We start from the raw sequence: 14,464 nt of genomic DNA, 5'->3' as shown, positions 1-14,464 counted from the left end.
TTCAATTTCTACTTTTTTGTTGAGTCAATAGATTTGCAATTATTATTATTGGAAACGATTTTAAAACATAAGCAAATGGCAAAATTAATTCTCCACGAACAGAATAGAAGAAACCAGTCATCATAGCCAGGGCAAAAAAGTTAAAAATAACATAATTACTATTCAAACCTTTTTGAATTATCGAGATCATAATTAACAGATAGGCAAGATAAATAAATAAATTGAAATGCAAACTTATTATACTTGCTTCAAGAAGACCAGAAGATGACAACGCTATCCCATTAGACACGCTGCCAAGTACTATTGTTGAATATTCATGAGCAATTTGTGCATCGCTTATAAAGCCAAAACCACTGAGCGGCAACACTTGCGATAATATCGTAAGGGGGTTTAGTAACGCCCAACCATTTTCATGGGGCAAAGAGTATAAATCTTGTAAACCTGCAAGCGTAGACGACAGAGAGTCAAGTACAACGCCAAGATAATTAATAAAATTGATTTCATATCCTTCACGAAGATATGAAATCATTGAAAAACCGACGAAGCCAATTAATAAATAGTGTACTTTGGATATTCTAGCGAATATTGCTATTATTTTCTTTCTATTTGAATATAACGAGAGAATAATAATACATATAAAAGCAAAAAAGAATTTATTTCTTATCCCAATAACAAGGTCAGATGCGAGCAAAATAAATGCTAGCATCTTATATTTTTTCGATGATTTATAATAAAAGACTGCCAAAGCCATTATAGAAGAAAAGCCACTAATAGCACGGACAGCAAAAGGAATACTTGAAAGTAATTCTTCACTATCAGTATAAATAGCTAAATGCCCTAAGCCTGATGATAAAATAAATTTCAGATAAAAAACAATTTTAATTAACTGACAAACACCAACAATGGAAAATATAATCTTAAATAGATTATTTATACTTTTTGTTTGTTGCCTATGAACATTTTTGATAGCTGTAAGATAGAGTATGATATTTATTAACATACCCCATATACAAGTCATTTCAAAGCCATCAGAAGCTTTTTTAAAGAAATACAAATAAAAAGAAGGAATACCTATAATCAAAGAAAACACAAAAGCAAACATTAATTGCAACGAGATAAACTTCACTCTATGCATATAGAAGTAAATCATCTCACCAAACAATATAATGGCACAAAAAACCGCAAAAATATCCTCTACAGTTCCATAAAGTGTAGCACTTGCCGATTCCGTTAAAAAAATCAATAATAAAGAAGAAGTAAGCAGGAAATATATAAACGCTAAATGCGCACTTATTTTGAAGTAATTATTTTTTAAACTCTTCTCATTCATAGGAATTGTATACTTCCCAACATACAAGATTATTAAGGAATCAGATATTAAAAATAATAATATTTAATCCATATATTAATGGGTGCACAATTACTACATGTGCACCCATATAAAAGACAAGCTATGCTCGAATTTTATTCAATAACTCTGCTGTTTTGGCTTCCATTAACGCAGTATTACCACGAGACTCAACATTCAAGCGGATAACAGGCTCAGTGTTTGAGCTTCGGAGATTAAAACGCCAGTCAGAAAATTCAATACTGATTCCATCGGTATAGTCTACTACCGAGGCATCACTTTTATAGTATTCAAGTATTTCAGAAATCACTTTTTCTTGATCATTAACGATGCTATTAATCTCTCCGCTGGCCGGGAAAGATTTCATCCGATCATGGACTAGTTCTGCCAACGTTTTATTTTTAATACTCACTAACTCGGCTACAAGTAGCCACGGAATCATTCCGCTATCACAGTAGGCAAAGTCACGAAAATAATGATGAGCACTCATTTCACCACCATAGACAGCATCTTCCAAACGCATGCGTTCTTTGATGAAAGCATGGCCTGTTTTGGACATTACAGGAATACCCTTTGCTCGCTGAACCACATCTATAGTATTCCATGAAAGGCGGGGATCATGTATGATCCGCGCGCCTGGTTGCTTTTCGAGGAAAGATTCTGCAAGCAACCCGACAATGTAATAACCTTCAATAAAATTACCTTCATTATCGAAGAGGAAACATCTGTCAAAATCGCCATCGAATGCAATGCCCATATCTGCCTTGTGATTAATAACGGCTTCGCTTGTATCGGCACGGCATTCTTGAAGAAGAGGGTTTGGAATCCCATTAGGGAAATTTCCATCAGGTAAATTGTGAATTTTCACAAATTCAACTGGAATCTGAATTTCCTTGAAACGTTTTTCAATCTCATCAATAACAGGGCCTGCGGCTCCGTTACCTGAGTTAATAACAAGTTTAAGTGGTTTAATATTTTCAGGTTTGATATAGCTGAGAATATGATCAATATATGCTTTTTTGGTATCTATTTTTTCATAACTTCCACGTTTCGCAATATCTACATGAGAAAAATTATTTTCTTCAGCTAAACGTTGTATATCTCGCAGCCCTGTATCACCGCTGATAGGCCGGGCTCCCTCGCGAACCAACTTCATCCCATTGTAATCCATGGGATTATGACTTGCTGTAACTTCAATTCCTCCGTCAACACCGAGATGGAATGTAGAGAAATAGATTTCTTCGGTCCCTGACATTCCAATATCCAGTACGTCAACACCTGCGTCCTGCAAACCTTCGGCTAGTGACATTTTTAGAGATTCACTTGTAAGGCGCACATCACCACCTAATACAACGGTCCGAGGTTTCAGATATTCACCATAGGCTCGACCAATTCGCTTTGCTATATTATTATTAAGTTCGTCACCTAAGCGGCCGCGAATGTCATACGCCTTGAAACAAGTCAATTTATCCATTATTTTCCTCATATATCTCTGGCAATTATTACCTTAAATCTTGATATAACGTATTTGCTATGACAATTTCTAAATTCGCCCATAACGATCTGAAAGGCGAATAATGTCATCTTCTTCCAAATAGGAACCAGAACGCACTTCAATCAGTTCAAGCATGATTTTCCCTGGGTTCTCAAGAGAATGAATAACGCCAAGTGGGATATAAACGGATTGATTTTCTGTCAAAATTTTTTCTTCTCCGTTAATTGTTACTTTCGCAGTCCCAGATACAATAACCCAGTGTTCAGAACGGTGATGATGCATTTGTTCTGATAGCCCCTCCCCAGGTTTTACGCTTATACGCTTAACCTGGTAGCGTTCTCCAGCGTCAATCGAATCATATTTACCCCAGGGACGAAAAACTTCGCGGTGTTTATGATGCTCTAAACGCCCCTCAGCCTTTATTTTCTCCACTATCTTTTTAACATCCTGTACGGCATGCCTATCAGCAATGAGAACTGCATCTTTGGTCTGCACAATGATAAGGTCTTTCACGCCCACAGTGGCAACGAGACCTGATTCTGAATGTAAGTAACTATTTTTTGTTCGGAAACTAATGACATCACCACGATGGACATTACCATCGGTGTCATGTGGGCTAATATCCCACAATGATGACCATGATCCAACATCGCTCCAGCCGGCATCCATTGGCACTACAACGGCGTCCTCAGTTTTCTCCATCACAGCATAATCAATCGACTCATCCGGACAAGCCAAGAATGACTTCTCATCAACTCTGGTGAAATCAAGGTCAGGATTGATAGCACTCATTGCTTTTTCGCATGCCTCAAGAATATCAGGCCTGAACTTTCTCAATTCGGCCAGATAGCTATCAACCTGGAAAAGAAACATACCGCTATTCCAATAATATTCCCCGCTATCTACATAAGATTTAGCAGTATCCAGATCGGGTTTTTCTACAAACCTTGAGACTTTATATGCTTCCTTACATCCTTTCTGACTTATGCTATCGCCGCGGAGAATATAACCATAACCAGTTTCAGCTCTATCAGGCACAATCCCAAAAGTTACAAGTTTGCCTTGTTCTGCACAAGGAATCGCTTGTCTGATCGCATCTCTGAAAACTTCTTCCTTCTCAAAAATATGGTCGGCAGCAAGTACCAGTAATAATGGATTGCTTTCGGCGTTATTCTTTTTCGCGGCTAATGCAGCAAGTGCGACGGCTGGAGCAGTATTTCGCCCTGCAGGTTCAAGGACAATATTTTTAGTGAGCTTGTTTAATTGTAGTAACTGCTCTGCCACGATAAAACGGTGTTTTTCATTACAGATTACTATAGGATTATTACAATCAAGCCCATCCAAACGGTTGATTGTTGATTGCAACATCGTGTAATCACCCTTTACTGGAATGAACTGTTTGGGATAAAGTTCACGGGATAGTGGCCATAAACGACTACCTGTACCGCCAGCCATTATAATAGGTATCAATTTGCTAGTAGCCATTTTTCAATTTCTTCCTCTAAAATAATATGATACTTAATCTTATAACCTGATGAATCACTAGTCACATTAGCCAAATAATATTTCTCACAAAAAGAATGATCGTCATATAAATAAACACTTTCGTCTCTATGTTCTCTAAATGCAGAAATATTTGACGCTAAAACGCTTTTCCCACATATTCTGCCTTCAATTACTGGTCTTCCGAATCCTTCATGAGTCGAATGAGCCCAGACCATTGAAGCGTTCTTTAGTTCCGATAATAATTCGTCATCTGTAAGAACCGGCAGCACCTGGACATTCTCAATCTTTAATTCTCTAAGTATTTTCAATGCCCATTCTTTGTGAGAGCCTAATCCTATAACCTTAAGCTTATGCGAAGCAGCGTATGCACATGTTTTCCATAACTGCATTGCGTGATTAAATTCTTTATTAGAACCATTACCTGAAATTAATACTGCATAGGATTCAGCATTACTTTTTTGAATATTATCTTGTGATAATTTAGCTTCTAGTTGATAGAATGAGTTAGGGAAAAGATAAACATTACTATCTTTTAACCATTTAACATTCATTCCAATTCTTTTTGTTGTTGCTGAGACAAATGCTACATCTCTTTTCAAAAAAGCATGAAATCGCTGTGTTAGTACAATATATAACGCAGAAAGACTTAGCCTTTCCTTAATTCTTTTATTTGGGATGAAATCATGAATTATTAATATGGATTTCTTGGAAAAAGCCGATATTACAGAACATGAGTTATAAGGATATATAACTTTTTCATATCTTCCCATAATACTTATCATAGGAATAATAACTTGCTCACAAAGAACAAAGAGTAAGTCTATAATTGCCCTAGGGAATTTCTGTGCAAATTTTGGACAACTCCACTCATTGACTATACATCCTTTCTTTTCAAGTGCTGTAATTAAGTTGGATGAATAGATCGGAATACCTCTGTACAATATTCCCTTATAGAAATTGAACAACAATACTTTTTTCATTTCATTCCTGTCACACAGTTGATAAGATTCCAGTTGTAATGTTTCTTCAATACTTCTATCGCACAAAGAGAATTTTTATTAGCAATCTCTTCTCTAGACTCAAAAAGCTCGATAGAACGGATAAAATCATTTTTACTATTGGCAACGATAGCGTATTCACTAAGTTTTGGCATTGAATCCAGAACTATATTTGTAGTTATGACTGGCAGGCCTAATGCAAACGCTTCTAATACTTTATTCTGAAGCCCAGAACCGTCGAAAATAGGGAATACCGCTATATCCATATTTGCCAGAAGATTCTTCAAATCATCAACATAACCATGAACGATAACTTCATTTGGTTTATTCAAAGCCAAAACTTGTTTACATGGCTGAGCACCGATGATATGAAGTTTATATTTTTCTTTTGGTAGACTATTAAACAAATCAGTTAAAAAGATTGCAGCTTTAACATTGGGGTAATAACTCATATTCCCCCAAAAAGCTAAATTTATAACGCCGTCGTCTTTTTTTAAGGTTTTTTTTACTCCGGGAATGTTTACGCCATTAGGTATAATCTTAAAACCTTCTTTACCTATATGTTTAGCATCTCTTTCTGAAATTATAAATCCCGTATCGATTACTTCGTATATTTCCCTCTCAATTGCGGACAGCTTTTTACTTTCGAAGCCACATATTTTCTTCATGAGAAAGTTTTCTGTTGCAGCTCTATTCTGCATATTTAATGAAAGAGCATCAACAAAATCACAATATATTAATGATTTGATACTGTGTTTTTTTCTTAAAGAAATAGTTTTAAAGATAAGGAATTCCAACCTAACCAGTTGGAAAATTATTATGTCATAATTATTAGCAAGTAAATTTTTTTTTAATTTTTGCCACGAGGCATTATCATTATACATCGCACATTGCAATGCAGTTTGCCCCCTATTTTTAATTATGTTTTTTATTTTACCGATCTTTGATAAATTACCAGAAGCACACGAATTTATAAAATTATTGACATTACCACTTGTGGTGTTTGCTTTTTCTACCGAAAAAACATCTACTAAATTTTCTTTCGAAAGCTCTTTTATTTGATTATAAGCACGCAGAGCATCTCCAGTAATAATCGGCCAAGGGAAACGTGCAGTTACAAATAAAATTTTCTTCATCATCTAACCTATCTGTTTCTTATATTATATAAGGCTCATAAACACAAACCATGCAGGCGACATTATGTTAATAAAGTTTTGTTATCTATTAATTAATTTTAGTAAATATGCGCCGTAGTTAGTTTTCGCAAATAGCCCCGCTCTTGAATATAAATCCTGATCGCTTAACCAGCCATTTCTCCACGCTATTTCCTCAAGGCACGCAATCATCATCCCCTGACGTTTTTGAACCGTCTCAACAAAGCTTCCTGCCTCAATTAAACTGTCATGAGTACCTGTATCAAGCCAAGCAAATCCTCGACCTAACAACTCGACTGTCAACATATTATTTTCTAGGTATACTTGGTTTACAGTTGTAATTTCGAGTTCACCTCGGGGTGATGGCTTTATATGTTTAGCAATATCAACAACTTCATTATCGTAAAAGTAAAGACCTGTTACTGCCCAATTTGATCTGGGTGCTACAGGTTTTTCTTCTATATTCAATGCCGTGTAATTTTTATCAAATTCGACGACACCAAAACTCTCAGGATTCATAACCTGATAACCAAATACAGTAGCACCTTTATTTCTATTTGCTGCCGTTTTAAGTTTTGGTGTAAATCCTTGACCAAAGAAAATATTATCCCCAAGGACCAAACAAACAGAATCATTACCAATAAAGTTGTCACCGATGATAAATGCTTGAGCTAAACCATCAGGGCTGGGTTGGATTGCATATTCTATGTTTATGCCAAACTGACGGCCATCACCGAGTAAACGTATAAAAGCTGGCTGATCATCTGGTGTTGTAATAATTAAAATATCTTTAATGCCAGCCAACATTAATACTGAAAGCGGGTAATAGATCATGGGTTTATCATAAACAGGAAGTAACTGTTTCGATACGCCCATTGTAATTGGATATAATCGTGTACCTGAACCCCCCGCTAAAATAATACCCTTCATTACTAACCGCCCTCATAATTTTGCTTTATCCAGGAGTGGTAACTTCCGTTATTAACATTTGCTATCCACTCCCTATTCGCTAGAAACCACTCAACCGTTTTACGAATTCCGCTTTCAAAAGTCTCCAGAGGTTTCCATCCCAGTTCCTTGCTAATCTTTTTAGCATCAATTGCATAACGACGATCATGACCGGGCCGATCTGGTATGAAAGTTATTTGTTCTCGGTAGGAAACTATTTTTGGTACAATTTCATCTAACAGATCACAGATCGTATGCACAACATTAAGGTTTCTCTGTTCATTATAGCCTCCTATATTATAGGTCTCACCGATTTTACCTTGCGTTACTACGATATATAAAGCACGGGCGTGATCTTCTACATACAGCCAGTCACGTATTTGATCTCCGTTGCCATACACTGGCAGAGGTTTGCCTTCTAGTGCATTGAGAATTACTAACGGGATTAATTTTTCTGGGAAGTGATACGGGCCGTAGTTGTTTGAACAATTGGTTACGATGGTAGGGAAGCCATAGGTTCGCAGCCATGCGCGGACTAGATGATCACTTGAGGCTTTTGAAGCAGAATACGGGCTGCTTGGGGCATATGCGGTTTTTTCAGTAAACAGCGGCAGTTCAGTGCCCTTTACAACTTCATCCGGATGTGGAAGATCGCCATACACTTCATCTGTAGAAATATGATGGAAACGGAATCTGGTTTTTTTCTCTGCGCTAAGTTCGGACCAGTATTTACGGCTAGCTTCTAATAGCACATAAGTGCCGATAATATTAGTTTCGATAAAGGCTGCAGGACCACTTATCGAACGATCGACATGGCTTTCAGCCGCCAGATGCATCACTGCATCAGGTTGGTGATAAGACAAAATACGTTCCATAGCAGCGTTATCGCAAATATCAGCATGTTCAAAATAATAACGATCGCTCTGTGCGACGGTGGCTAGCGATTCGAGATTACCGGCGTAGGTCAATTTATCGACATTAATCACAGTGTCCTGCGTGTGATTAATAATGTGTCGTACAACAGCAGACCCAATAAAACCAGCTCCACCCGTGACCAGTATTTTCACGTTTATTTCGCTCTTAAAGTTTTCTGAAACAAAAGATGGTATGCCTACCACCCTGTTTACTCATTATAAGTAAACAAGGAGGAGAAGGACGACGATAGGCTTTTAACTCACATTTTTATTCCATAGTAAATCGCAGATACCATCCGTTGGATTGAACGCGGCAGGTGCCTGCAAGAGTATCTCACGCACACGTTCGTAGTCGAACTCACGGCAGGCGTTGTCGAGATCCTGAAGAATGTTGCTCATTTCACTCCATGGCAACATTACTTCGTTAGCTGTTCTGATACGCGGGTGCTGCGTAGCGGATACATTGTCGCCGATAAGCAACTCTTCATACAGTTTCTCACCTGGACGCAGACCCGTCGTTTTTATCGCAATATCACCATAAGGGTTTTTATCATCACGAACGGTTAGCCCTTGCAGCGTAATCATGCGGTGTGCAAGATCGATAATCCTGACGGGTTCCCCCATATCCAGAACAAAAACATCGCCGCCCGTGCCCATGGCTCCCGCCTGGATCACCAGTTGAGCCGCTTCAGGAATGGTCATAAAGTAACGCGTGATATCTTCGTGTGTCAGCGTCACCGGCCCACCTGCAGCAATCTGTTTTTCAAATAACGGCACAACTGAGCCTGATGAGCCTAACACGTTGCCGAAACGAACCATACTAAAGCAGGTATTATTGGATTCCTTCGCCAACGCTTGCAGCACCAGCTCCGCCATGCGTTTGGTCGCCCCCATTGTGTTGGTGGGCCGTACGGCTTTATCGGTCGAAATTAAGACAAAGTTTTCAACACCACCACTTGCCGCGGCCTGAGCGCAGCTCAATGTACCAAAGATATTATTGCGCACACCGTCAAGAACATTGAACTCGACAAGCGGTACATGCTTGTACGCCGCAGCATGATAAATTGTGTCGACGTTGAATGCTCTGATTAACCTTTCGAGATGCTCTTTATCCTGAACGTTACCGAGGATTGGATAGATTTTAACTTTAAAATCCTGACCAAGATTTAGGTTACGCAGTTCGGAATCAATGGAATAGAGTGAGAACTCTGACAATTCGAACAGAATAAGCTGGTTTGGCTTATTTTTAAGTATCTGTCGGCATAGTTCAGACCCTATTGACCCCCCTGCCCCGGTAACCATCACTGTTTTCCCGTTAATATTACGGGATATCAGTTCCGGAATGGGTGAGACAGGATCGCGGCCCAGCAGGTCTGTAATAACGACTTTCCGCAAGGAATCAATACTTGCCTTCCCCTCCACCAGATCGACCATTCCCGGGATGGAGAGCACTTCGCACGGCAGACCTTCCAGTGTTTTAATGACTTCGTTCTTTCTTGCCCGGCTTGCGCTTGGCATGGCCAGCAGAATTTTCTTCGCTTCGTATTTCTCAACCAGCCAGGGCAGTTTTTCTGGTGCAAAAACGCTTACCCCGTGAATCACCTGACCTTGCAGGGCACGGTTATCATCGACAAAAGCAACGGGGTAATATTCGTCCATCTGGCTCAGCGCAGGCAGTAATTGACGACCGGATGCACCTGCACCATAAATAACTACCCGGGTGCCCAGATTCAACCCACGATTCACCAACATTCTCATCCCAAGCCGTGATCCGGCAATAAGCAGTAGACCGAATGAGAAATAGATAAAAGGAATCGTTCTCGGCAAATAGACGTTGGTATAGAACGCTGCGATAATAAGCAAAATGGACGATATGATCATCCCCATCGTTACTACCAGTAATATTTTGGCAGTAATATAACGAATTACGGCCCGATACAGCCCTAATTTAACAAAGATTGCCAAAGTAACTAAAATTATTGAAAGAATAAAAAGCCAATGCTCTGTACTATATACTGGAGTCATTGAATCAATGCGCACCCAAAATGCAAACCAAAATGCGCACAACAGAAGCACAACATCTATAGAGAGTGTGATAATACGTTTTATTGGTCGTGGTAAAGATATTAAATAATTTAGCATACTAAAAACTAGTCGCCTCACTAAAGCTTGCATTCAGTTTATAAAATAGTACCAGCAGGACACACTGAGTAATCGTCTACTTTAGTATTATAACCACCCACTGTCCCCGCCTGGAGAAACGCTGATTTCCCAATCACAGCGCTGCCCGCAAGATGGACACCAACACCTAAGTGAGCGAAATCACCAACAATGGAATCGTGATCTATTGTCGAGTGGCTATTCACAATCGTCGCCAAACCTAATTTTGCGTTGGCGCCCACTACAGCTCCCGCTAACACAACAGAACCATCAGCAATTGTCGCCGATGGACTGACAAATGCAAAGGGATGTATGAGCGTTACAGGATGAATACCTAAGCCGATCAGTTGCTGATAGAGTTGCTCTCTGACTTTATTGTTTCCGATGCCAATAGCAACATGACTTACCTTACCGATATGGAACCGTAGTTCTGAAATTTTTCCAACAATCAGTTTGTTAATTTCCTGGCAGGCGGATGTATTATCGTCGAGAAAAACGATATCGTCATATCCCAGCAGTCTCGCTGTCTCGTACAGCGTACGGCCATGACCACCCGCTCCCAAAATCAATAAGTCATGCATTGACATTGCTCTCTTTGTCTTTAACACCTGCACCACATTTCAGCGCAACAACGAGAAGCGGGAACCAGGCGATGAGTAGCCCCACAACACCATCAATTTTGCCTGAGGCAATAAAAAAGGCGATGGGGAAGAGCCACAGAAGATTGACGGCAATCGCCAATGATGTCACCGGAACGTGGCTGCCATATTTTCTTGCAAGAATTTGGTAGCCATGGCTGGCATGTGCTTCATAGACCTTTTTACCTGCTACGAGCCTCCTCAATAAAGTTGTCGTGGCATCGACGATAAATACGCCCAGCAAACATAATTCTGCAATAAAGAAATGCGTATCTGCTTTCGCAATATGGAGAATCATCAGTCCGATAGTTATCCCCAGGAAACCACTCCCGGCATCGCCCATGAAGATTTTTGCTCTCGGGAAATTCCAGACAATAAAACCGGCCGCGGCACCGATAAGGGCAAGCGTCAGCGGATAAATACTTCCAGGCGCGTCCGTGTACTGGTTTACAACAATTAATATAGCACTACATGCGGCAAATGTTATTGCTTCAGCGCTGGCTAAGCCATTAATCCCATCCATAAAATTATATAAGTTCAGCATCCAGACCAGATACACACAGCCGAGAATCATACCAATCCATGATAAGGAAAGATCGTAACCAAACAGCGTAATTACAGGGAAGGAACCCAGGAAATAGATGCCAATTGCTGCTGCCATGAAATGCATCAATAGACGCCAGCGTGCCGCAATATGACCATGATCATCAAGGAAGCCAATGATGGCGACAATTACACCTGGAATAAATAAACCCAGGAAACTGTCGAACGTAAGCGTATGGTTAAAATAAAATCCTACCAAAGCGACCAGGAGCGTCAGGACGATCGCTACTCCACCACCTCGCGGGGTGGGCACAGAATGAGAACTTCGCTGGTTTGGGCGGTCAATAACATTATGCTTTATTGCATACCCCCGCAATCCCCAAGTCAGTGCGCAGGAGGCTAAAAAAGCGAATATCACAATCCCAAAATTCATCATTATTTATTACCTTCGATATAATATTTCGCCGTTTTTTTCATCGTTTCATAAAGCGTTATCGGGGGCGTCCAGTTTAAATGTTCCCGGGATTTAGAGGCATCGACTTCCAGATCGCCAAACAGCTGATCGTAAATACCTCGTTTACCAACAGAAGAAAGCAATAACCTAAAGAAACCCGTTGGGAAAGAGACCAGTTTCGCTTTAATGCCCATTCCAGAAGCAAAAGCATTAATCATATCTTCTGTAGAAGGTCGTTCCGCATCTGCAAGTAAATAGAGTTGATTTTTTGATTTTTCATTCACCACGCATTCGCTGATGAAACTGACGACATTATCTAGTGACACGAGTGCCCGCTTGTTCCTGACATTTTTAAATGGTAACGGCAGGTTCTTAGACACCAGTTTTAAAAGACGCTGTATATTACCCGGCGCATTTTCACCACAAATCAATGCAGGACGGACAATGGTGATCGCCATATCACTCTCTGCAAAATTTTTAAGCAGGTTCTGTTCAGCTTCTAGCTTGGAAATGGCGTAATCAGAAGTTGGCCGTGGCTCAGAGGCTTCAGTAAAAGGGTGCCCCGAGGTGGCATTACCATTGACGCCGATTGAGCTGACGAAGATAAAATGTTTAACACCACTGGTCGCGGCATCCGTAGCTAATTTCATGGTCGCGTCGTGATTAACCCGGCGAAATTCTGCCAGGGCATCCTGTGCATCATCATTAAGGATATGCGCTCTTCCCGCAGTATGAATGACAGTGTCGCATCCCTGAAGAAGATTTATCCAGTTGGTATCGGCTGAGATATTACCCAGGTTGTAAATTCCCTGTTCTGGGTTCTCCTGCTTGCGCGTTGTTAATATCACCTCGTGTCCTGATAATTTCAACGTCCGGACTAAAGCAGTACCAAGAAACCCGGTTCCGCCCGTCACCAATACTTTCATTGATATCCCCTATCTGCTCTATCTGATATTTTTTGCCCGCGAAGAGTGCAGAATCGCGAGAAACTATATAGGCCACGACTGTTCGTTCAATTTTCAATTGCAAATGCCAGGCACGCTACCGCCCCTGGCTTAACAGCTACCAGTGCACTGAGTGATGTTTGATTGAATGATTCTACTTGTCTGGTTACAGACAAAACTGGCGTTAATTGTCGTCCTAAACGACCTCAGAAACAAGCACAAATCGCTACAAAGCTGCTGAGATTTGAATCAGATAACCCTATGTAATCATTAAAATTAATAACAAAAAAACGGCAGTTATCATTTTGGTTATGTCTTAACATTCCAAAATGATAACTGCCGTTTGTTCAGGCCGTGGCAGAAATATCAGTCGTTAGCCAGCAGCTTCTCAATCCGGCTTCTGAACTTCGCCCCTTCCTTCAGGTTACGCAGGCCGTAGTTCACAAACGCCTGCATATACCCCAGTTTCTTACCGCAGTCATAGCTGTCACCGGTCATCAGCATCGCGTCAACAGACTGTTTTTTCGCCAGTTCAGCAATCGCGTCGGTTAGCTGAATACGGTCCCAGGCGCCTGGTTCTGTTTTTTCCAGCTCGGCCCAGATATCCGCGTTCAGAACATAGCGACCTACTGCCATCAGGTCAGAATCCAGCGTCTGCGGCTGATCCGGTTTTTCGATGAATTCAACGATGCGGCTCACCTGCCCTTCCGTCTCCAGCGGTTCTTTCGTCTGAATAACGGAGTACTCGGAGAGATCGCCCTTCATGCGTTTTGCCAGCACCTGGCTGCGGCCGGTTTCATTGAAACGTGCCACCATTGCCGCCAGGTTGTAGCGCAGCGGATCGGCAGAAGCGGTATCGATAATAATGTCAGGAAGCACAACGATAAACGGGTTATCACCCACAACCGGACGGGCACACAGAATAGAGTGGCCCAGGCCCAGCGGCTGCGCCTGACGCACGTTCATAATGGTCACGCCTGGTGGACAAATAGACTGTACTTCCGCCAGCAACTGGCGTTTGACGCGCTGCTCAAGCAGCGCTTCGAGTTCGTAAGAGGTGTCGAAGTGGTTCTCAACCGCATTCTTGGATGAATGGGTAACCAGGACGATTTCTTTGATCCCTGCAGCAACAATCTCGTCGACAATGTATTGAATCATCGGTTTGTCGACAATCGGCAGCATCTCTTTAGGAATGGCTTTTGTGGCTGGCAGCATATGCATGCCCAGGCCTGCTACCGGAATGACTGCTTTCAAATTAATCATTATTTCTTCCACCTTAAAATGGTTGACGAATTATAGCTCTTAAACCTGTTTTCGCCAGCATGATTTGCCGTAATCCTCAGGTAATGTTACGCCCTGGCC

The 14,464-nt window shown here is 40.8% G+C and carries 12 protein-coding genes; all 12 read right to left on the bottom strand.

What is annotated here, in order from left to right; translation table 11 throughout:
- Nucleotide 1: 1 nt before the first annotated feature.
- A complete protein-coding gene (locus ACWKXT_RS09770; protein ID WP_454532330.1) occupies nucleotides 2–1,330 on the bottom strand; it encodes an oligosaccharide repeat unit polymerase in 1,329 nt (442 codons plus the stop codon).
- 121 nt (nucleotides 1,331–1,451) lie between these two features.
- Nucleotides 1,452–2,822, bottom strand: a complete 1,371-nt coding sequence (cpsG, locus tag ACWKXT_RS09765; RefSeq protein ID WP_023306561.1) for a phosphomannomutase CpsG — start codon at nucleotides 2,820–2,822, stop codon at nucleotides 1,452–1,454.
- Between the two features lie 69 nt (nucleotides 2,823–2,891).
- A complete protein-coding gene (gene cpsB / locus ACWKXT_RS09760) occupies nucleotides 2,892–4,328 on the bottom strand; it encodes a mannose-1-phosphate guanyltransferase (protein WP_454532329.1) in 1,437 nt (478 codons plus the stop codon).
- On the bottom strand, nucleotides 4,310–5,329 hold the full coding sequence (locus tag ACWKXT_RS09755) for a glycosyltransferase (RefSeq protein WP_454532328.1): 1,020 nt from the start codon (nucleotides 5,327–5,329) through the stop codon (nucleotides 4,310–4,312). Before ACWKXT_RS09755 ends, cpsB begins: the two co-directional genes overlap by 19 nt.
- Nucleotides 5,326–6,486: a glycosyltransferase gene (locus tag ACWKXT_RS09750; RefSeq protein WP_454532327.1), complete on the bottom strand. Its 1,161-nt coding sequence runs from the start codon at nucleotides 6,484–6,486 to the stop codon at nucleotides 5,326–5,328. Before ACWKXT_RS09750 ends, ACWKXT_RS09755 begins: the two co-directional genes overlap by 4 nt.
- 78 nt (nucleotides 6,487–6,564) lie before the next feature.
- Complete coding sequence (gene rfbA, locus ACWKXT_RS09745; protein WP_454532326.1) at nucleotides 6,565–7,431, bottom strand: glucose-1-phosphate thymidylyltransferase RfbA; 867 nt, start codon at nucleotides 7,429–7,431, stop codon at nucleotides 6,565–6,567.
- A gap of 2 nt (nucleotides 7,432–7,433) precedes the next feature.
- The gene (gene rfbB / locus ACWKXT_RS09740; protein ID WP_454532325.1) at nucleotides 7,434–8,516 is read right to left on the bottom strand and encodes a dTDP-glucose 4,6-dehydratase; all 1,083 of its coding nucleotides are present in this window, start codon (nucleotides 8,514–8,516) and stop codon (nucleotides 7,434–7,436) included.
- Nucleotides 8,517–8,618: 102 nt separating this feature from the next.
- Nucleotides 8,619–10,388 (bottom strand): polysaccharide biosynthesis protein, encoded by a 1,770-nt coding sequence (locus ACWKXT_RS09735; protein WP_454532324.1) that lies wholly within the window; start codon nucleotides 10,386–10,388, stop codon nucleotides 8,619–8,621.
- Nucleotides 10,389–10,543: 155 nt separating this feature from the next.
- On the bottom strand, nucleotides 10,544–11,110 hold the full coding sequence (locus ACWKXT_RS09730; protein ID WP_454542696.1) for a PglD-related sugar-binding protein: 567 nt from the start codon (nucleotides 11,108–11,110) through the stop codon (nucleotides 10,544–10,546).
- Entirely contained in the window at nucleotides 11,097–12,140 is a 1,044-nt protein-coding gene (locus tag ACWKXT_RS09725; RefSeq protein WP_454532322.1) for an MraY family glycosyltransferase, read from the bottom strand. Before ACWKXT_RS09725 ends, ACWKXT_RS09730 begins: the two co-directional genes overlap by 14 nt.
- A complete protein-coding gene (locus ACWKXT_RS09720) occupies nucleotides 12,140–13,084 on the bottom strand; it encodes an NAD-dependent epimerase/dehydratase family protein (protein WP_454532321.1) in 945 nt (314 codons plus the stop codon). The genes ACWKXT_RS09725 and ACWKXT_RS09720 overlap by 1 nt, the downstream gene beginning before the upstream one ends.
- Nucleotides 13,085–13,468: 384 nt before the next feature.
- Nucleotides 13,469–14,365, bottom strand: coding sequence for a GalU regulator GalF (gene galF / locus ACWKXT_RS09715; RefSeq protein WP_454528570.1), 897 nt, complete (start codon nucleotides 14,363–14,365; stop codon nucleotides 13,469–13,471).
- Nucleotides 14,366–14,464 lie beyond the last annotated feature (99 nt).

Source organism: Enterobacter sp. UPMP701 (genome assembly GCF_053709515.1).
This window is presented reverse-complemented; position numbering and strand designations above follow the sequence as displayed.